Source organism: Brevibacterium sanguinis, assembly GCF_003315415.1.
GTDB classification, from domain to species: domain Bacteria; phylum Actinomycetota; class Actinomycetes; order Actinomycetales; family Brevibacteriaceae; genus Brevibacterium; species Brevibacterium celere_A.
This window is the reverse complement of record NZ_QNSB01000004.1, coordinates 196,859-216,569: the sequence shown is the minus strand read 5'-3', so window position 1 is coordinate 216,569 and position 19,711 is coordinate 196,859. Positions and strand designations below refer to the sequence as shown.

General features: G+C 69.5%; 18 protein-coding genes. 15 read left to right on the top strand and 3 right to left on the bottom strand.

From position 1 onward, the window contains the following. Positions 1-214: 214 nt before the first annotated feature. From DFO65_RS07400 to DFO65_RS07365, 8 genes are all read left to right on the top strand, one after another. Positions 215-1,225: a VOC family protein gene (locus DFO65_RS07400; RefSeq protein ID WP_113903779.1), complete on the top strand. Its 1,011-nt coding sequence runs from the start codon at positions 215-217 to the stop codon at positions 1,223-1,225. Between the two features lie 42 nt (positions 1,226-1,267). Beyond that, positions 1,268-2,242, top strand: coding sequence for a fumarylacetoacetate hydrolase family protein (locus DFO65_RS07395; protein ID WP_113903778.1), 975 nt, complete (start codon positions 1,268-1,270; stop codon positions 2,240-2,242). Continuing rightward, positions 2,239-3,237 carry a cyclase family protein gene (locus DFO65_RS07390; RefSeq protein ID WP_181778660.1) on the top strand — a complete coding sequence of 333 codons (999 nt, stop codon included), beginning with the start codon at positions 2,239-2,241 and terminating at the stop codon, positions 3,235-3,237. Before DFO65_RS07395 ends, DFO65_RS07390 begins: the two co-directional genes overlap by 4 nt. Positions 3,238-3,292: 55 nt before the next feature. Then, positions 3,293-4,426 (top strand): FAD-dependent monooxygenase, encoded by a 1,134-nt coding sequence (locus DFO65_RS07385; RefSeq protein ID WP_113903777.1) that lies wholly within the window; start codon positions 3,293-3,295, stop codon positions 4,424-4,426. Then, positions 4,423-5,430: an amidohydrolase family protein gene (locus tag DFO65_RS07380; protein WP_113903776.1), complete on the top strand. Its 1,008-nt coding sequence runs from the start codon at positions 4,423-4,425 to the stop codon at positions 5,428-5,430. Before DFO65_RS07385 ends, DFO65_RS07380 begins: the two co-directional genes overlap by 4 nt. Continuing rightward, positions 5,427-6,521: a fumarylacetoacetate hydrolase family protein gene (locus tag DFO65_RS07375; protein WP_113903775.1), complete on the top strand. Its 1,095-nt coding sequence runs from the start codon at positions 5,427-5,429 to the stop codon at positions 6,519-6,521. The genes DFO65_RS07380 and DFO65_RS07375 overlap by 4 nt, the downstream gene beginning before the upstream one ends. 27 nt (positions 6,522-6,548) lie before the next feature. Continuing rightward, positions 6,549-7,622, top strand: coding sequence for an LLM class flavin-dependent oxidoreductase (locus DFO65_RS07370; RefSeq protein WP_113903774.1), 1,074 nt, complete (start codon positions 6,549-6,551; stop codon positions 7,620-7,622). Positions 7,623-7,905: 283 nt separating this feature from the next. Beyond that, positions 7,906-9,003 carry a C40 family peptidase gene (locus DFO65_RS07365; RefSeq protein WP_113903773.1) on the top strand — a complete coding sequence of 366 codons (1,098 nt, stop codon included), beginning with the start codon at positions 7,906-7,908 and terminating at the stop codon, positions 9,001-9,003. Between the two features lie 128 nt (positions 9,004-9,131). Here the strand turns inward: DFO65_RS07365 and pepN are convergent, their stop codons facing one another. Continuing rightward, the gene (pepN, locus tag DFO65_RS07360; protein WP_113903772.1) at positions 9,132-12,008 is read right to left on the bottom strand and encodes an aminopeptidase N; all 2,877 of its coding nucleotides are present in this window, start codon (positions 12,006-12,008) and stop codon (positions 9,132-9,134) included. 84 nt (positions 12,009-12,092) lie between these two features. Here pepN and DFO65_RS07355 point away from each other — a divergent pair, with 84 nt between their 5' ends. Then, positions 12,093-13,235, top strand: a complete 1,143-nt coding sequence (locus DFO65_RS07355; protein ID WP_113903771.1) for an FUSC family protein — start codon at positions 12,093-12,095, stop codon at positions 13,233-13,235. 68 nt (positions 13,236-13,303) lie between these two features. Here the strand turns inward: DFO65_RS07355 and DFO65_RS07350 are convergent, their stop codons facing one another. After that, positions 13,304-13,981 carry a helix-turn-helix domain-containing protein gene (locus DFO65_RS07350; RefSeq protein ID WP_113903770.1) on the bottom strand — a complete coding sequence of 226 codons (678 nt, stop codon included), beginning with the start codon at positions 13,979-13,981 and terminating at the stop codon, positions 13,304-13,306. Between the two features lie 82 nt (positions 13,982-14,063). Between DFO65_RS07350 and DFO65_RS07345 the strand changes: the two genes are divergently transcribed. The 6 genes from DFO65_RS07345 to DFO65_RS07320 all read left to right on the top strand — a co-directional run bounded on the left by DFO65_RS07345 (position 14,064) and on the right by DFO65_RS07320 (position 18,594). After that, positions 14,064-14,864 carry an AzlC family ABC transporter permease gene (locus DFO65_RS07345; protein WP_113903769.1) on the top strand — a complete coding sequence of 267 codons (801 nt, stop codon included), beginning with the start codon at positions 14,064-14,066 and terminating at the stop codon, positions 14,862-14,864. Then, a complete protein-coding gene (locus DFO65_RS07340; protein WP_113903768.1) occupies positions 14,861-15,310 on the top strand; it encodes an AzlD domain-containing protein in 450 nt (149 codons plus the stop codon). Before DFO65_RS07345 ends, DFO65_RS07340 begins: the two co-directional genes overlap by 4 nt. Positions 15,311-15,495: 185 nt before the next feature. Next, positions 15,496-15,804, top strand: coding sequence for a DUF2516 family protein (locus DFO65_RS07335; protein WP_113903767.1), 309 nt, complete (start codon positions 15,496-15,498; stop codon positions 15,802-15,804). Positions 15,805-15,823: 19 nt separating this feature from the next. Beyond that, a complete protein-coding gene (locus DFO65_RS07330; RefSeq protein WP_113903766.1) occupies positions 15,824-16,633 on the top strand; it encodes an alpha/beta fold hydrolase in 810 nt (269 codons plus the stop codon). Positions 16,634-16,642: 9 nt separating this feature from the next. Then, the gene (locus DFO65_RS07325; protein WP_245940529.1) at positions 16,643-18,025 is read left to right on the top strand and encodes a glycosyltransferase; all 1,383 of its coding nucleotides are present in this window, start codon (positions 16,643-16,645) and stop codon (positions 18,023-18,025) included. 14 nt (positions 18,026-18,039) lie between these two features. Continuing rightward, positions 18,040-18,594 carry a YbjN domain-containing protein gene (locus DFO65_RS07320; protein ID WP_113903765.1) on the top strand — a complete coding sequence of 185 codons (555 nt, stop codon included), beginning with the start codon at positions 18,040-18,042 and terminating at the stop codon, positions 18,592-18,594. Between the two features lie 53 nt (positions 18,595-18,647). Here DFO65_RS07320 and DFO65_RS07315 read toward each other — a convergent pair whose 3' ends face one another. After that, the gene (locus DFO65_RS07315) at positions 18,648-19,664 is read right to left on the bottom strand and encodes a bile acid:sodium symporter family protein (RefSeq protein ID WP_113903764.1); all 1,017 of its coding nucleotides are present in this window, start codon (positions 19,662-19,664) and stop codon (positions 18,648-18,650) included. Positions 19,665-19,711 lie beyond the last annotated feature (47 nt).

Below are 19,711 nucleotides of genomic sequence, written 5' to 3'. Positions count from 1 at the left end.
CCTCCTTGACGTATTGACGCGACTCCCGGCGACGGCGGAGGCGTCCGGCATCCCAGGGGCGGTCGGTGACCGTCCTCAGAGTATAAACGACAGTGATATCGCTGATAGGAAAAAGAGGATTCCCTTATGTGCTGCGTGCCTGAAGAATGGTGACCAGTTCGACGAAACGACCCGGATGAAACGACCCGGACGTACCGACCCGAAAGGATCAACGATGATCAACCTGCTCTCCCACCTCTCCTACGTTGCGATCACCACCCCGGATGTCGAGGCCTCCGTCGACTTCTACACGACCGAGGTCGGCCTCACCGAGGTCGCACGGGAAGGCGGCCGCGTCTACCTGCGCTGCTGGGGCGACTACTACTCGTACTCGCTCGTGATCGTCCCGGGAGACGAGCCGGCGCTCGAGACGATGGCCTGGCGGACCTCGAGCGCAGAGGCCCTCGACGAAGCGGTCAGGCGGATCGAGGCCGCCGGTGTGACCGGAGAGTGGTTCGACGGCTTCGGAGTCGGTCGCGTCTACCGGTTCACCGGACCCTGGGGCCACTCCATGACGCTGCACTGGGACGTGGAGCGCCACCGGGCGGAGCGCCGCTGCGCATCCATCTACCCGGACCGGCCGGAGAAGCGGTCGAAGGTCGCCGGTGCTCCTCGCCAGCTCGACCACGTCACGATCGCCACCAGCGACGTCGACGGCTTCGCGAAGTGGTACAACGAGGTGCTCGGCTTCCGCATCATGGCCCGCACAGAGCTCGACGAGGCGCCGATCTCCGTGTTCTCGGTGCTCACGACCAACGAGAAGTCCCACGACCTCGGCGTCGTCCTCGACGGCTCCAGCCGCGCCGGTCGGATCAACCACTACGCCTTCTGGGTCGACACCCGCGAAGAGCTGCTCATCGCGGCCGACACCCTGATGGAGCACGGGGTGCCGATCGAGTACGGGCCGTCCATCCACGGCATCGGTGAGCAGACCTTCCTCTACTACCGGGAGCCGTCGAGCCTGCGCATCGAGCTCAACACGGGCGGCTACCGCAACTACGTCCCGGACTGGGAACCGAACACCTGGAAGCCCTCGCTGGGCTCGAGCAACTTCTATCGCAATGGCGCGATGCCGATGTCGATGACGGAGTCGTTCCCGCCGGCGGACGGACCGAGCGCGACCGAGGAGGGCGTGCCGGAGGAGATCCGGGAGGCGCTGCTCAACCCGTACACGGTCCACGGCTGAAGCAGTCGCAGGCAGAACCGCAATCGTCACCATGGAGGATTCATGACCACCCCACTTCCCACCGCCCCTTACACGCTGGCACGGTATCGGCAGGGTGAGGACGTTCGCCTCGGCCTCGTCGTCGGCGCTCGGATCCGCCCGCTCGACGCCGAGGACCTGGGCGCGGCCGGGCTCAACGACTTCCTCGCGGAGCCCGACTGGGACCGGCTGGCGCGGCTGGCCGAGGCGGAGGGACAGTGGACCCCGATCTCCGAGGTCACACTGGTGGCACCGGTTGCGCCCCGTCAGGTTCTCCAGGCCGGCGCCAACTACCGCAGCCATGTGGTGCAGCTGATCATGGGCGGCCTCACCGCCCGCGCCGATGACCGCTCACCCGAGGAGATCCGGGCCGAGGCGGAGAGGATCGTGGACCACCGTGCCGCCAGCGGTCGTCCCTTCGTCTTCATCGGGCTTCCGCAGTGCGTGGTCGGCGACGACGAGCCCCTGGTCCTGCCGGCGGCGAGCGACGTCCACGACTGGGAGCTCGAGCTCGCGGCCGTGATCGGGCGCGAAGCCTTCAGGGTCGACGCCGACGATGCGCTCGACCACGTCGCGGGCTACACGATCGTCAATGACATCACGACGAGGGATCTGGTGTTCCCCGGAGACGTCGGTGACATCGGCGCCGACTGGTTCCGAGCGAAGAATTCCCCCGGATTCCTCCCGACCGGACCGTTCCTCGTCCCCGCGCCCTTCGTCGACCCGGGCGATCTCGACGTTCGCCTCGAGCTCAACGGCGAGGTGATGCAGGATGCGACGACAGCGGAGCTCATCTTCGACGTCGCCGCCATCGTCTCGGCCGCCTCCCAGACGCTGCCGCTGCTGCCCGGGGACCTCGTGCTCACCGGCAGTCCGGCGGGCAACGGGCAGCACTGGAAGCGCTTCCTGCGCGACGGCGATGTCATGACCGGAACGATCGCCGGCCTCGGCACCCAGACCGTGCGCTGCAGGGCCGAGACGTCGGGGAGCCTCTCATGAGCCTGCCGAGCGAGAACCCGGGCGACATCGATCGCCAGGATCCCGAGGGCGAGATCGCCGCCCGCGCGGAGGCCTTCCGGAACTGGGGGCGCTGGGGCGAGGCGGACGCCCTCGGAACGCTCAACTTCATCGACGCGGCCAAGCGCATCACCGCCGCCGGGCTCGTCACCGAGGGGCGAGTCGTGTCCCTGGCGCAGTCCTTCGACACCGACGGCCCGCAGAAGGGCTGGCGTCGCCGCATCAATCCCGTGCACACGATGACCGACACCGGCACCGACGCCGAGCGTGGCAGCCAGGGCTTCCCGCACGGCATCGGCGGCGCCGACGACTACATCACCATGCCGCTGCAGTGCTCGACCCAGTGGGACGGGCTCGGCCACATATTCGATCACGGCCTGGCGTGGAACGGACGCCGCGCCGGGGAGGTGGTGACGAGCGACGGCGACCAGGTGACCGGCATCGAGCACGCCCGGGACCGGATCGTGTCCCGCGGGGTGCTGCTCGACGTCGCCCGGCACCTGCGTCCCGATACCGGCGAACTCGACGACGGCTGCGCCATCACGGTTGCCGACCTCGAAGCCACGATCGCCGCTCAGGGTGAGACCTCAAGAGTCGAGCGGGGAGACATCGTCCTCGTCCGCACCGGGCGACTGGCCCGGGCCCGCCGCGAAGGGTGGAACGACTATGCGGGAGGGGCCGCTCCGGGGCTGTCCATCACCACCGCCGGGTGGCTGCACCGCACCGAGATCGCCGCGGTCGCGACCGACACCTGGGGCTTCGAGGTCAGGCCCAACGAATTCGACGTGCCCTCGTTCCAGCCCCTGCATCAGATCGTGATCCCGAACATGGGGCTGACGATCGGAGAGATGTGGGATCTCGACGAGCTGGGCATCGTCTGTGCCGAGCTCGGTCGCTACGACTTCCTGCTGGCGGCACCGCCGCTGCCCATCACCGGGGCGGTCGGGTCCCCGATCAACCCCGTCGCCCTGCTCTGACCGCCGAGCAGGTCTTCGCCACCGAGCAGCCACGACCAGAGAGGTTCTCACCATCATGACCGCAGTCAGCACAGTCGCTGTCGCGGGGGCCGGCTTCGCCGGACTCGCCGCGGGGATCCAACTCGCCAGGACCGGAGTGCACGTCGACATCTTCGACTCGGGCCCCGAGCTGAGCGCACTCGGCTCGGGCATCTCCCTCCAGGGCAACGCCCTGCGGGTGTTCGACCGGCTCGGGGTGTGGGAGGAGGTGCGTGCCGCCGGGTTCCCGTTCGAGGGCCTGACCCTGCGGGCACCCGGCCCCGATGCCCCCGTGGTCGCGGCCCTGCCCGACGTGAAGACCGGCGGACCCGCCTATCCCGCGGCCATGGGCATTCCCCGTCCGGCGCTGGCGAAGATCCTCTTCGACCATGCCCAGCTCTCAGGTGCGACGGTGCACTTCGGTTCTGAGATCACCGCCCTGTCCCCGCACGGGGACGCCGTCGAGGTGATCGTCGGTGGCGCATCGGCAGGAGACTACGACCTGGTCATCGGCGCCGACGGACTCAACTCCACGGTGCGCACGCTGATCGGAATCGAGGCGGGCCCCCGCCCCAACGGGATGGGAATCTGGCGCACCTTCGTCTCCCGCCCGGCCGAGGTCGAGCGCACCGAGCTCTACTACGGCGGACCCGTCTACATCGCCGGTTACACTCCCACCGGCGACGACACGATGTACGCCTTCCTCGTGGAGGAGGCGCAGGACCGAACCGGCATCACCGATGCCGAGGCCACCCGCATCATGCTCGAGGAGTCGCGCGCCTACGGCGGACCCTGGGAGTCGATCCGGGCCGACCTGGCCGCGGGGGCGCATGCCAATTACACGTGGTTCACCACCCACATCGTCGACGCGCCCTGGAACCGGGGGCGGGTCGTGATCATCGGAGACGCCGCGCACAGCTGCCCTCCCACGATCGCGCAGGGCGCCGCTCAGGGACTCGAGGACGCGTTCGTCCTCACCGAGCTGCTGCTCGAACGCGATGCCGTCGACCAGGGTCTGTGGGATTCGTTCCATGATCGGCGGCTGCCCCGTGCGACCGCCGTCGTCGAGGCGTCGACGCAGCTCGCGCAGTGGCAGATCGACGGGGACCGGGACGCCGACGCCGGGGGACTCATCCACGGCATCGCGCAGCGGATGGCGGAGCCGGCATGACCGTCACCGATGTCCATGCGCACGTGCTGCTGCCCGGGCTCCACGCCGAGGTCGAGCGCAGGGCCCCGGAGCTCCTCGCGGACGCCGCCGCTCTCGACGACCGACGAAACGGTGCCGAGAGCCAGGAGGTCTCCGGTCACATGGTGGGGGCGCGCATCCCGAGGCTGACGCAGGCCGGTGAGCGTCTCGCCGTGATGGACGCTCAGGGCGTCGACCGGCAATGGGTGAGCGCATCCCCGAACCACTTCTATCCGTGGGCGCCCGAGGGCCTCGCCGCGTGGATCGCAGGCGAGGCGAACCGCCTCATCGCCGAGCACGTGGCGCAGGCGCCGGACCGTCTGGTCGGCTTGGGACTCGTTCCCCTGCAGCACCCCGGACGACTCGTCGAATACCTCGACGACGCGGTGCTCGGCCGAGGTCTGGCCGGGGTCGAGATCTCCTCGTTCGCCGGCGACGTGGAGCTCTCGGACGAGAGGCTCGAACCCTTCTGGGCCCGAGCCGCCGAGCTGCGCACCGTGGTGTTCATCCACCCGTTCGGATGCTCCCTCGACGAACGCCTCGACCGGTTCTACCTCTCGAACACGGTGGGCCAACCGGTCGAGAACGCCGTCGCCCTGTCGCACCTGATCTTCGCCGGAGTTCTCGACCGGCATCCGGATCTCAGGATCGTCGCCGCCCACGGCGGAGGCTATCTGCCGACCGCGATCGGCCGCAGCGACCGGGCATGGCGGGTTCGGCCCGAGGCGCAGCGCTGCGAGCATCCGCCCTCGACCTACCTGCGTCGGCTCTGGTTCGACACGGTCGTCCACGACCACGGTGGACTGCGGCACCTCGTCGAGGTCGCGGGCGCCGACCGCGTGGTGCTCGGCAGCGATTTTCCCTTCGACATGGGACTCGAGGACCCGGTGTCCTTCGTCCGCGCCGCCGGGTTCTCGGATGACGTGACGCAGAAGATCCTCGGCGGCAGCGCCGAGGTGCTGCTCAGGGAGAGGGCAGAGATATGAGACTGGCGAGATGGATAGTCGCGAGCGATGAGCTGACGGCCGATGAGCCGACCGAGCCGGGAACCAGGGTCGAGGCTGCGGCCGAGCCCGGGATCAGGGCTGAGCTGACGGCCGAGCCCGGGATCGCCGAGGGCTTCGTCCTCGCCGAGGGGGTCGTTCCCTTTCCCGACGGGCTGAGGGTCTCCGATGTGCTCCGTGCGGGCCTCGGCGCCGCCGCTGACCTGCACGAGCAGTGCCGCGCGCTCGTCGCAGCAAAGCAGGTCACCCCGACCCCGCTCACCGAGGTGCGGCTGCTGTCGCCGGTCGTGCCGAGCACGGTGCGCGACTTCGTCGCCTTCGAAGAGCACGTCGAAGGCGTCAGCGCCGGGGTCGAAGGGAAGAGCCACGTCGCCGACGAGTGGTACGAGGCTCCGACCTTCTACTTCACGAATCCGCTGACGGTGCGCGGCACCGGCGAGACGATCGACGTGCCGGTCACTCATCGCCTCGACTACGAGCTCGAACTCGCAGCCGTCATCGGCGGTGCGCCGGGAGAGAACCTCGACGTGGCCGCGGCCGAGGCGAGCATCTTCGGCTACACCGTGATGAACGACTGGTCGGCACGCGACCTGCAGGCGCGCGAGATGAAGGTCCGCCTGGGGCCCTGCAAGGGCAAGGACTTCGCGCTCACCTTGGGGCCGTGGATCGTCACCGCCGACGAGCTCGACTCCTGCCTCGACGACGGTTTCCTCGCCGTCCGCGCCGAGGTGCGCGTCAACGGACGGCTGCTGGGCGCCGATCTGGTCTCGAACATGGGATGGACCTTCCCCGAGCTCGTCGCCTACGCCTCCCGCAACTCGGTCGTCGTCGCCGGAGACGTGCTCGGATCCGGGACGGTCGGCAATGGAGGCTGCCTCGGCGAACTCTGGGGACTCGGTCGGGACGAGCCGCCGCTGGAGCCCGGCGATGAGGTGCGGATGTCGATCGAGGGGATCGGCGAGATCGTCAACCTCGTCGGCCGGCGAGTGCCCGCGCCTGCGCTGCCCAGGGCCCGGTCCCGCAGTCGTGAGCGGAATCGGCGCGGCCGCGACGTGACCAAGGTCAAGGAATGATCCTGGTCAGGCGGCTGTTTCCAGGACATGGAACTTTCTCTTCTTGATCTCGTCCCGGTCCGTGTCGGACAGAGCACGGCCGATGCACTCGCGTCCTCGCATGAGCTGGTCCGGGCCGCCGACCGGCTCGGATTCACCCGCTACTGGGTTGCCGAACACCACAACATGCCGTCCGTCGCCTCGACCATGCCGGGTGCCGAGCTCATGTACCTCGGTCAGGGCACCGAGCGGATCCGGCTCGGCTCCGGCGGCGTCATGCTCCCCAACCACGCGCCGCTGGCCGTGGCCGAGCTCTTCGCGCTGCTCTCGGCGGTCTACGGAGACCGTGTGGATCTCGGGATCGGACGGGCTCCCGGCACGGATCCGATCACTTCGGCGGCGATGAGGGGTCACCTCGGCGAGGGACGGATGGTCGACCGGGAGGGGAAGACCATCGATCCCGTCGAGCAGTTCCCGCAGCACGTCATCGACACCCTGAGCCTGATGACTCCCGAGGGCGTGCGCATCCCGCTGCACGGCGGACGCGAGCACGTCCTGCGCGCGACCCCGGCCCCCGTGCCCGGAACCCAGCCGCTGCCATGGCTGCTCGGGTCCTCGGGGTACTCGGCCCGACTGGCAGCCGAACTCGGGATGCCCTATGTCTTCGCGAACCATTTCGCGGCGGGCGCGACGACGGCCATGAAGATCTACCGCGACAACTTCTCCCAGGGCGCATACGGGGCCGAACCGCGCACCTTCGTCACCGCCAATGCCGTGGTCGCGTCGACCGACGAGGAGGCGCGGCTGCGGTCCGAACCGTTCCTCCTGCAGATGGCCCGGCTGCGCACCGGCGGGCAGATGGGGCCGCTGCGCCTCGTCGGTGCCGACGTCCGATCCGTCATGACCGACCAGGAGCGGATGGTCGCCGAGGAGCTGTCGACGAACTGGATCATCGGCGACCCGAAGACCGCGGCGGCGCAGCTGCAGGAGCTGGCCGACCGGTTCGAGGTCGACGAGATCATGATCCAGCCGGTCACCGGATCGACGGAGGACGAGGACCTGCGCGCGGACGCCGCCCGCATCCAGACGCTCGAACTCCTCGCCTCCGAGCTCCTGCGCTGACCGAGTGCGGGAGCCAACACAACGCGCGCTCGAGCGACAAGGCGCCCGCTCCTCAGGGCAGTGACCCTTGCCCGTTTGGGCCGGGGCAGTACAATCAGCACTGTGCATGCTTTCGATGCGCGCTCGGTCGTGCTCGTCGAGCCGGTCCCCTGAGGTCCGGGGCGTGCATGCCGGATGAGCATTGTCGCTGCCGATGATCGGCAGCTCGTCAGCGCCGGGAGGCGCTGTCATTTCGGAGACTTCCCCCGCGCGGGTGTGACACCCGCAGACCGAAAGAGAAATAATGCGTACCAGAACTGCTGTTTCGACGGCACTTGGGCTCGGATTGGTATTCGGCGCAGGTGCTCCCGCGATCTCAGGCAATCCGACCTCGGCCGCCGACGCCTCCACGGTCGCCGCAGCCGAGCTGGGAGCTGCGCTCATTCCCGGTCAAGAGCTCGAACCGATCACGGATGGGACGATCGAGAAGGGCGAGACCGCCTACATCGATGTCACCGTCGCCACGCTGTGGACCGAACCCGATGCACCCCGCAAAGCGGACGAGCCGGCCCTGGGACACCCCGTCGACCTCGATGCCTGGAACGAGAACCTGTCCGAGACCGAGGTGCGTCGGGGCCTGACCGGGAAGATGGAGACGCAGGCGCCCTATGGCTCGGAGGTCAGCGTCCATGAGGTCGACGGCGACTGGGCACGCGTGAGCGTGAGAGACCAGTCCACCCCGAAGGACAAGCAGGGCTACCCCGGATGGCTGCCGACGAAGCAGCTGGTCGAGAACGATCGCTTCGCCCAGCTCCAGGACGAGCAGCCGCGAGCCGTCGTCACCGAACCCAAGAGCGAGCTCGAGGGCGTCGAGTTCACCAAGGACTCCGGCGCCGAACTCACCTTCAACGTCGAACTCCCCGTCATCGCCCAGGACGTCGAGGACGTGCGCGTGGCCCTGCCCGGCGGGGGAGCGGCATGGGTCGACGCCGAGCACATCGACGTCTACGACATCGACGAGGACCCGGCGAAGCCGAAGGGCGGGGACCTCGTGAAGACGGCCGAGCAGTTCGAGGGCCTGCGCTACCTGTGGGCGGGCGTGTCCCCATACGGCTTCGACTGCTCCGGCTTCACCTACAGCATCTACCGCGCCCACGGCATCGACATCCCCCGTGACTCGGGGGACCAGGCGAAGGCCGGGACGAAGGTCTCGCAGAAGGACCTCGAACCCGGCGATCTGCTGTTCTTCTCGACGAGCAGCGGAATGGTCCACCACGTCGGCATGTACATCGGCGACGGGAAGATGATCCACGCGCCCAACGCCTCGAAGGACGTCTCGGTCGTCGACTGGAAGTCCTGGGACAAGGGCGACGAGTTCTCCGGAGCCCGCCGGATCCTCTGACGAGGAACCGGGTCCTCCAGGTCCACCGGAGCCCGCCGGGTACTCTGACCCGGGATCGAGGTCCTCAGCCCTCCGCGCCGTCGCCGAGGCGGCTCGTCGCGCAGACGGTCGCCTCGGCGGATCGTGGTTCAGTGGCGAGAACTCTGGGTCGACTTGAGGAAGACGGCACGTGCGAGGTCGTCGCGGCGTTCGATGAGCAGCCGACGCAGCGCTGCGGGGGCGTCCTGGTGCTCGCCGAGCCAGGCGTCGGTCCGCTCGACCACCGCCTCGTCGTCGACGGACCACTGCGGATAGAGCCCGACGACGAGCCGGCGGGCGATCTCGATCGAGTTCTCGGCCCAGAAGCCGCTCAGCCGGTGGAAGTACTCGTCGACGTAGTCCTCGATCAGCGGCACGGTCGATGGGGCGACGAAGCCGGAGATGATCGCGGTCAGCACGTCGTTGCTCAGCGACTTCGCATCGGTGATCGCCGACCAGGCGCGGATCTTCGCGATCGGCAGGGGTGTGGCGGCAGCGGCGGTGGCCGCGTGGAGTCGACCCGACGACGTGGAATCGGCCTCGGACTCCGCGGCGATGTCCGAATGGTCCGCCCAGCCCAGGCACACGAGAGCCGTCAGCGCATTCCAGCGCAGCGAATGGTCGTTGATCAGCCCCTTGAACGGACGCGCGGCGGCCGCATGTTCGGCCGAGCCGGCCTCCGCACCGGAATCCGAGCCTTCGGGACTGAGCCGGTCGATCTCATCGCCGACGGGAACCGCGAGGATCTGCGCGGCGAACGACCGTCCCATCTGGATCGCCGGGCTCGAGTTGAGACAGCGGGCGGTCCGCGAGGTCAGGGCCAGGACCAGGTTCGCCAGATGCAGCTGCGCGTCCGATCCCGACCTCGCCGCCGCGAGGGCGTCGAGGGCGGCCCCGAGCAGGCCGGAGACGGCGGTCTCGTAGTTGCGATCCGACACCCACTGATCGATGCAGGTGAGAGCGGTCTGGCTGAGGCCGGACATGATCCCGGCGTGACTCTCCTTGCCCAGGCTGCGGGCGTAGGCGGTGAGGTACCGGTGGACCGGAAGCAGTCCGTCGCGCACCGCGTTCTCCAACGCCGACCAGGTCAGCGCCCGGGAGAGCGGATCGATGATGCGCGAGACCGAGGTGACTGCCGTCTCCGTCGACGCCGGGTCGAGCCGCACCTTGGCGTAGTCGTGGTCCCCGTAGTTGAGCAGGGTGATCTCACCGCGGGCGCGCCCGACCAGCTGCTCGACCTCGCACGACTGCGTCGAGAAGTCGACGGCGGCAGTGTCGAGGGGCACCAGGTCCCGCCCGGAGCGCCCGAGGGTCGCGATCTCCAGGGTGTGGGGGCGCAGCAGCCGAGCACCGGCGGCGGAGTCGAGCTGGGTGACCGTCGCCGCGGTGATGATGTCGCGGCCCGAGGGCCAGGCACCGGGCCCCGTGGCACCGGGCCCCGCGGCACCGGGCGCCGCGGCACCGGTCCCAGCGACGCCGGTCCCGGAGCTCGCCGCCTCGGAGCCGACTGATGTCGACGTGTCCCAGGGCGCGGCCTCACGCGTGCTCAGCTCCAGGGACAGCTCGGACACCCCGGAGGTGCCCAGCCACGCGCTGGCCCAGCCGGCGATGTCCTTCTCGGGGGCCACCTCGGCGAGGCATTCGAGGAAATCCGCGAGCTCGGTGCTGCGGTACTCGAACCTGCGGAAGTAGAGACGGGACCCGGCGAAGAACGCGTCGCGGCCGACGAAGGCGACCAGCTGCTTGAGCACCGAGGCGCCCTTGGCGTAGGTGATCCCGTCGAAGTTGAGCTTCGCCGCCTCGACATCGGGGATGTCGGCGACGATGGGGTGAGTCGTCGGGTACTGGTCCTGCCGGTAGGCCCAGGCCTTGCGACGCAGAGCGAATGTCACCCAGCCGTCCGTGAACCGGGTCGCCTCGGCGAGCGCGAGCCCGCCCATGTAGTCGGCGAAGGACTCCTTGAGCCACAGGTCGTCCCACCACTTCATCGTCACGAGGTCCCCGAACCACATGTGCGCCATCTCGTGGAGGATGACGTTCGCCCGCGACTCGTACATCGCGTCGGTGACCTTGTCCTTGAAGATCAGGGAGTCCGTGAACGTCACGAGGCCCGGGTTCTCCATCGCGCCGAGGTTGTACTCGGGAACGAAGATCTGATCGTACTTGCCCCAGGGGTAGGGGTAGTCGAATTCGGAGCTGAAGAACTCGAGCCCCGCCTTCGTGATCGAGAAGATGTCGGAAGCGTCGAGATGATCGACGAGGCTCGCCCGGCACCACGCGCCGAGCGCGATCGTCGCGCCCGTCGTCGGGTCGGTCCACTCATCCGTCGCACCCTCGTAGGGGCCGGCCGTGATGCAGGTGATGTAGCTCGACTGCTTGAGGGTCGGGGCGAAGTGATGGGTGACGAGCGCCGAGGTGGGGGAGCCGGTTCCCGTGCCCGCCGTTCCCGTGCCCGCGGCGCCCGGCCCGGGCACTGTCTCGCGACTCGACTCGGGCTGGTTCGAGAGCACCTGGAAATGGGCGGGCGCGGTGACGCTGAACTGGAACCGCGCCTTGAGGTCGGGCTGGTCGAAGTTCGCGAACACCCGCCGGGCGTCGGTCGGCTCGAACTGGGTGTAGAGGTAGACCTTGCCATCGGCCGGATCGGTGAACCGGTGCAGCCCCTCGCCCGAGGTGGAGTACCTGGCCTGCGCCTCGATCGAGAGCGTGTTCCTGCCCTCGCGGACGTCGAAGGTGACACGGGCGCCGTCGAACACCTCGGCGGGGTCGAGCTCGATGTCGTTGACGACGACCCGGGACACGGAGTCGGCGATGAGGTCGATGAACGTCTGACCGGAGGAGCGAGCCTTGAAGGAGACTTCGGTGCGGGAGAGGTAGGTCGTGGCGTCCGACTCGGCGTTGCCGATGTCGATGTGGACGGTGTAGGTCTTGACCTTGAGCAGCTGGGATCTGCTCTGCGCTTCGTCTCTGGTCAGGTTCGTTGTCATGCATCAGCCTCCTCGGCGCACCGACTTTAGCATGGCATAATTCCGGTACTCTGGGTACAGCGGGAGCGATCGAAGAAAGGGCAGATGAAGAAGTCCGAGGTCAGAGGGCTGCCCAAGCGGGCCTTCAGCACTGTTGCCCATCGCGTGCGCATGGGCCTGCGGCGCGTGCAGGCCAACGCCGCACAGATGGTCCAGATCCCGATCGCCGCGACCGCCGCCTATGCCTTCTGCGTCTATGTCCTCGGCCACCCCTACCCGTTCCTCGCCGCCGTCGCCTCGGCCGTGGGGATCGGCGTCGTCGCCGACAAGCGCCTGCGCAGGTCCCTCGACTTCGGGATCGGAGCGACCTTCGGCGTCCTCGTCGGCGAGCTCCTCGTCAACCTCTACGGCAGCGGGATCTGGCAGCTGGCGCTGACGCTGGCGATCGGCCTGTTCATCGGCACGATGCTCAACTCGGGCGGCATCTTCATCACCCAGATCGCCGTCCAATCGGTCTACGTCATCGCGGTGCCCGCCACCGCCACGACCCTGCCCTTCCCGCGGACGATCGACGCCCTCGTCGGCTCCGTCTGCGCGATCCTCCTCGCGCTCATCGTCCCGCGCGATGCGCGCAAGGTCCCCCGCGCGCAGGCGGCGAACCTCCTCGACGAGATCGATGCCGTGCTCGGGATGATGGCGAAGGCCCTGCGCGGGGCCGACTCCGACCTCGCCGAGCGCGCCCTCGGCCGTGCCCGCGAGACCCAGGACATCATCGACTCCTGGGGGTCCTCGCTCAAGGTCTCGGAGGAGGCGGCGAAGATCAACGCCCGGGGTCGGCGCCATGCCGCCGAGGTGACCCGGCTGGCCCGCGTCCACACCTACTCCGACCGGGCGATGCGAACCATCCGCGTCATCGCCCGACGTGTCGTCGCGATGACCGAGCTCGGCGTCCCGAAGCCGATCATCGCCGATTACGTCGAGTCACTGGCCGATGGCGCGAAGAAGCTCGAGATCGCCCTGCGCCGTGGCACCGACCGGACCCTGGCCGAGACCGCGCTCGCCGAGGCGGCCGGACGGCTCGATCCGAAGGCGGAGAAGAGCTGGGACCTCCACGACGAGACCCTCGTCCTGCTCCTGCGTCCGCTGGCCTCCGACCTCCTCCAGGCCGCGGGACTGACCCGCGAGGCCGCGCTCGAGAGGCTGCCTGTCCTCGCCGAGGACAAGGCCGACGGCCCACCGGTCGAATGAAGCGGCTCGGCGGCTCGCGAGGAGGGTTCGGGGCCGAGCGGTTCAGCACTCGGCGAGGTTGAGAAGACTCAGCGGCTCTCGACGACGAAGGTCGCCGTGGTGCCAGGCTCGAGGGCGGTGAACCGGTGCGGCTGATCCCCTGGATAGGTGAAGTAGTCGCCGACATGGATCTCGTACGATTCGCCGAGGACCTCGATGCGGGCCGAGCCGCTGCCCATGATCACGTGCTCGACGGTGCCGGGCGGATGCGGCTGTGAGTCGCGCGGAGTCCCCGGTTCGGCCCTGATGAGGTAGATGTCGCGCCGTGAGTTCGCCGGGGCGGCCGACAGCAGCGTGGCCGCGTAGTTCGACGCGGTCGACGGGAGGTCGGGCAGGTCGTCGGCGTGGACGAGGGCGATCTCGTGCTGCGGCGGATCGAGGAGCCGTGCCAGGGGGATGTCGAGCGCCGAGGCGAGGGCCCACATCGTCTCGATGCTCGGGTTCCCGGTCCCGGTCTCCAGCCCCGACATCGTCGATTTGCCGATCCCCGCCCTGCGCGCGAGCTCGGACAGGGAGATCCCCGCCTTGGTCCGCTCCCTCCTGATGGCGGCGGCGATCTGCTCGCGCGGGGAGGGCTCGGTCGGGGAGCCTGGCTGGGACGCGTGAGCAGTGTCGTCGGAGGCGTGGTCGGCGCCTTCGACGACTTCGGAGCCTTCGGGTGCTGGGGCGGAGACGTCAGACGGCTGCGGCTGAGTGTGCGGGCACATGCGAGCATTCTAGTCGATGTGTTCGCCCTGCCGGTCTATTGTTCCGTTTGACGAACGGCGGCTCCGGGTGCACGATTGACCCATGAGTTCAGTAAATCGTACGGTTGACCGACACATCGAACGTGTGCTGCCGGGTTCGGTTCACCGCGCGATCATCATCATCACGGTGACGATCGTGGCGGTCGCCATGTCCTACGGCGCGATCAGCGCGGTCTCCGGCTTCGCCTGGTGGCAGACCCTGCTGCTGGCCGTGTTCGCCCTCGGCGGTGCGGCCGAATTCACCTTCGTCGGCGTCATCGCCGCCGGCGGGGCGCCGGTTCTCGCAGTGCTTGCCGGGCTGCTCGTCAACTCGCGGAACTTCGCCTTCGGCATGGCCTCGGGCCCGTTCATCCCGCAGGACTGGCGGGCGCTCATCGCCGCGCACTGGGTCAACGACGAGACGATCGCCGTGGCCCGCAGTCTCGGCACCGACCGCGCTCGCTGGCACGCGTTCGTCCTCATGGGCGCCGCCATCGCCCTGATGTGGCCCAGCGGCGCGATGCTCGGCCAATGGCTCGGCGGCGTCATCGACGCCGATCTCCTCGGCCTCGACGCCGCGTTCCCGATCATCCTCTTCTGCCTCATCCGCGGGGACCTGGGGAACAGGACCACCCTTTCGCTCACCCTTGTCGGGGTGCTCATCTCCGTGGCGCTCACCCCGCTCCTTCCCCTGGGGCTCGGCGCGGTCACCTCGCTGACCGTGTTCGCCCTCGTCGGGGCCGGGTGGCTGGTCAGGCGGATGGCCGCCGGGCGAGTGGCCGGTCGGCGGGTGCGCGCCGGGCGGGAGGCGGCGTCGGGGGCCACCCCCGGCGAGAGTGCGCCCGGGAAGGAGGAGCGGGCATGAATGCCGTTGAGTTCCTCATCGCCCTCGCGGCACTGAGCGCGGGAACCTATGCGATGCGCTTCGCCGGGGTGAAGGTCGGCGCCGCGGTCGCGGTGCGCGGTCGGACCAGGGCCAACGCCGCGCCCGGTGCCGGCGGCCGCGGTGCCGCCGCCCACAGTGCCGCCGCAGACTCCATCGGGGAGCCGGACCAGGCGCCCGGTGCGACGACAGCCTCGGACGAGCCGACGTCGCGGGTGACGAGGTGGATGGACCGCGCGACGGTCGTGCTCATCGCCGCCGTGTGCGCGACGACGGCGCTCTTCGACGGCCAGGACCTCGCCGACCCGGCCCGGCTCATCGGCGTCGGAGTGGGGATCGCCGCGGCGATCCTCCGGGTGCCGATGCTCATCTGCGTCGTCGCGGGCATGGGCGTCTGTGCGCTCATCCGCACCACCGGACTGCTGTGATCGCGCAGACTGCCGCGCGCGGGCTGCTGTGAGCGCGCGGACTCGTGTGATCGCGGAGACTGTCGCGATCACAGCCGGCCGCGATCGCGCGGACTGCTGTGTTCGCGGTGTGAATACCATGCCGTGCGGGTGGGGATCCGGGCCGGGCTCGTGGTCGTCGACGCCGGCGTTGCTAGGCTGGTGGCATGGAGTACATTGCCGGTTTTCAGCGCCTCATCTTCGTCGGCCTGACCGTCGCCGCTTTCATCGTCCAGATCTGGGCATTCATCGACTGCCTGCGCTACAAGGACGAGAACTACCGCGCCGTGGACAAGCAGAGCAAGAAGTTCTGGGTCATCATCCTCGGCGTCGGGTTGGCCATCGCCCTCATCGCCCTGCCGCCGCTGGGCATGCAGATCATCATCCTCAACCTCGCCGCACTCGTCGCCGCGATCGTCTACCTCACCGACGTCCGCCCCAAGATCAAGGCCGTCGACCCCCGCCACCGCCGCTGAAGCGGTCCGACGACAGCCCATGGCGCTCGACCTCAACCGGCCCGGCCCGGAGTCCGACTGGATCGCGACCTTCGGCACCGGTGAACCCCACACCCTGTTCGGGCACGGGTTCGCCGGTGCGATCCGCGACACCCGCCCATTCGGCACCGGCATCTCCGGGACCAGGCACTTCCTCCACCTGCCCGGCCACGGCGGCCGGCCCTCGCCGGGTCCCGGGTGGACGTACGGCACCGTCGCCGAGGTGCTCGCCGCGGCACTGACGACCACCTCGGCGACGCGGGCGCTCGGCGTCTCGATGTCCGCCGGCGGCCTGCTCCGACTGCTCGCGACCGAGTCCCCCGCCGCGCGGCGACTCGAGAAGGTCGCGCTCGTCCTCCCGGCCTCGTTCACCGGCTTCACCGCCGAGGCGACCGCCGGGCACCGCTCCCACCTCGAGCGCCTGCGCGGCCTGGTCGCCTCCGGCGACGTCGACGGCGTCGCCGATCTCATGCTCTCCCGGGAGCCCGTCGAGGTCGCGGCCCTGCTCCCGGCCCGGGCGTGGACGAGGGCGAAGGCCGAGAACCTCGTTCGCACCGACATGTCCGACGGGCTGGGCCTTGCCCTGGAGGTCGCCGTCGACTCGGGGGACGAGGCGCTCGCCGCCTTGGCGCGGTTGACCGGCGACGTGCTCGTGCTCACCCACGAGGACGACCCGGCCCACCCCGTCGAGGTCGCCGAGGACATCGCCGCCGCGATCCCCGGAGCGCGGCTCGAGGTGCTGCCGGCGGGGTCGATCCTGTGGAAGGGCCGCCACGAGGTCCGCCGGATTCTGACAGCGTTCTTTGACTAGACTGGGCGCGTGCGCATCTCAGTCCTGTCCATCCACACCTCGCCGGTCGCCCAGCCGGGCCAGGGTGACGCCGGAGGGATGAACGTCTACGTCGACCAATCGGTGCGCGCGCTCGCCGCGGCCGGCCACCGCGTCGACGTCTTCACCGCGGACCCCGCACCCGCCGACGCCGCTCGGCTGCCCGAGAACGTCCGGCTCCACCGTCTTGCCGTCGATGCCGCCGACAAGGACGAACTCGCGGACGCGATCGACGAGATCGCCGCACTCCTCATCGCCGACGAGGCGTTCACCTCGGCGGACCTGATCTGGGCGCACTACTGGATCTCCGCGGAGTCGGCGCTGCGGGCACAGGAGCTCGCCGAGGCGACCGGGTTCGCGGAGGCAGGTCGCTGCGGGCTCGCAGAGGCGGACCGGTCCGCCGAGGTGCGGCCCGGGCTCGTCGTGAGCATGCACACGATCGGTGCGGTGAAGAACCGGGACTCGGAGACGAACCACGAACGCCCGCAGCGCCTGCACGCCGAGGAGAGGATCGCGGCGACCGCGGACCTCCTCGTCGCGAACACCCCCGTCGAGAGGCGCGACCTCATCCACGAGCTCAGGGCCGACCCCGGATCCGTCGTCGTCGCGAGGCCGGGAGTCGACCACACCCTCTTCACGCCGGGTGAGAAGTCGGACGCGCGGGCCGCGCTCGGGATAGACCCCGACGAGCACGTCGTCCTCTATGTCGGTCGCATGCAGTTCATCAAGGGCACGGACGTCGTCGTCGACACCCTGTCCCGGATGCGGGAGAACAACCCGCACCTCGCCTCCCGGACCCGCGGCATCCTCCTCGGCGCCGCGTCCGGGGGTGACACAGCGCCGGGAAACGGGACCTCGGCGTTCATGCGCGCCCTGCGGTCGGCCATCGCGGCCGAGCCGAGCATCGAGGTGCGTGAGCCTGTCCCCGCGCACGAGCTCGCCATGTACTACCGTGCCGCCGACATCCTCCTCGTGCCCTCCCGCAGCGAATCGTTCGGACTGGTCGCAGCGGAGGCGGCGGCCACCGGACTGCCCGCGATCGCGGCCGCGGTGGGCGGGCTGCCGGACATCGTCGAGCACGGCCGCTCGGGGATCCTCATCAGCGACCACAACCCAGGGCATTGGGCGCTCGAGCTCGAACGGGTGCTCTGCGACGCGGACCTGCGCCGAGAGCTCTCCGCCCGCGCCACCGCCGGCGCCGCCCGCTTCGACTGGTCCGCGATGGTCGAGCGGGTGCTGTCCGCGCACGCCGACCTCCGGTCATGCTCGCCGAGGTGCGCCGACCTGCGCCTCGGCGTCGGCTCGCGTACGTGCATCCGCTCCGAGGTCGGACCCTGCACCGATCCGGCCCAACTGGTCGGGCGACACGGCTGACGAAAGGTGAGGCGATGAGGGACGAGACGAACGACGAGATCCTCGCCGGGGTCGCGCAGTGGGCTCGTGAGAACGGCGTCGAGTGCGAAGCGGCGGGGGAGTCCCACCTCGTCGTGCAGCTGCCGGGCGAGCGGAAGCTCAAGACGACGGTGTCGATCCGGCTGTCGACGCGCTCGGCGGACCTCCAGGCCTTCGTCATCCGGCACCCGGACGAGAACCGCGAGGAGTTCACCAGCTGGCTCCTGCGCAGGAACATGAAGCTCAAGGGAGTCGCGTTCGCCGTCGACCGCCTCGGCGATGTCTACCTCAATGCGAGCCTGCCGCGCGAGCGCCTCCTCGGTGAGCTCGATGCGCTGCTCGGCGCGATCCTCACCGCCGCCGACGAGTCCTTCAACGAGCTCCTCCTCATCGGATTCATCACGAGCATGAAACGGGAGTGGGCGTGGAGGATCAGCCGCGGCGAGTCGACCCGGAACCTCGCCGCCTTCGCCGACGTGCTCAGCGGCGAGGACAACGAGTTCCTCACAGCGGTGGATGGGCAGCAGGCCGAGGACGGCGAGAAGGGCTGAGCGCCTCGGGAGCACGCTCCTGCCAGAGGTCGGGAGCGTACTCCCGCCCTTCCTCAGGAGCGCGCGGTCGCCTCGGCGGACTCGGCAGCCCGATCGACCGGCGGCTGCCCGTAGGGGCGGCGGGCGAACACGGAGGCCAGCAGGGCGCCGGAGACGTTGTGCCACACGCTGAACACCGCTCCCGGCAGCGCGGCCAGGGGTGAGAAGTACGTCGTCGCCAGGGTCGAGGCGAGCCCCGAGTTCTGCAGGCCGACCTCGAAGGACAGGGCCCGCCGGGTCGGGGTGTCGAGCCGGCACGCCGCCGCGACCCCGTAGCCGACGCCGAGGCCGAGCACGTTGTGGGTGATCACCGCGAGCAGGACGAGGATCCCCGCCGTCGCGATCGAGTCGGCGGAGCCGGCGACGACGATCGCGACGATGTAGGCGATGGCCACCGACGCCAGCCACGGCAGGACGGGCGAGATCCTGTCGACGAACTCCGAGGCCAGGAGCCTGACGAGGACCCCGACGATGACGGGGATGAGCACCGTCTGGCAGATCGAGAGGAACATCGACCAGAACGGCACGTCCATGTACGAGCCGGCCAGCCACAGCGTGAGCAGGGGAGTGAGCACGGGGGCGAGCAGGGTCGACAGCGTCGTGATCGACACGGACAGGGCGGTGTCGCCCTTCGCCAGGTAGGTGACGACGTTCGACGCCGTGCCGCCGGGAGCGCAGCCGACGAGGATGACGCCGACGGCGATCTCCGGCGGCAGTCCGTACACGGTGACGACGAGGAGCCCGAGCGCGGGCATCGCCACGTACTGGGTGAGCACGCCGAGGGCGGCGACCCAGGGCCGCTTCGCGATGCGGGCGAAGTCGGGAAGGGTGAGCGTGAGCCCCATGAAGAACATGACGACGCCGAGGCTCCACGTGATCGTCGGCGCCAGCGGGGTGAACGTCGCCGGACTGACGAAGCCGAGGACTCCGGCGAGAATGACGAGGACCGGCAGGGCGGTGACGGCGATGATCGACGAGCGCTCGGAGGGGGCTCGGTGCTGTGTGGGTGAATGCTCGGTTGACTGGTCCATGACGCCAGGGTAGCCGCTGATCCCGGTATTCAAGACAGCCCGCCGGA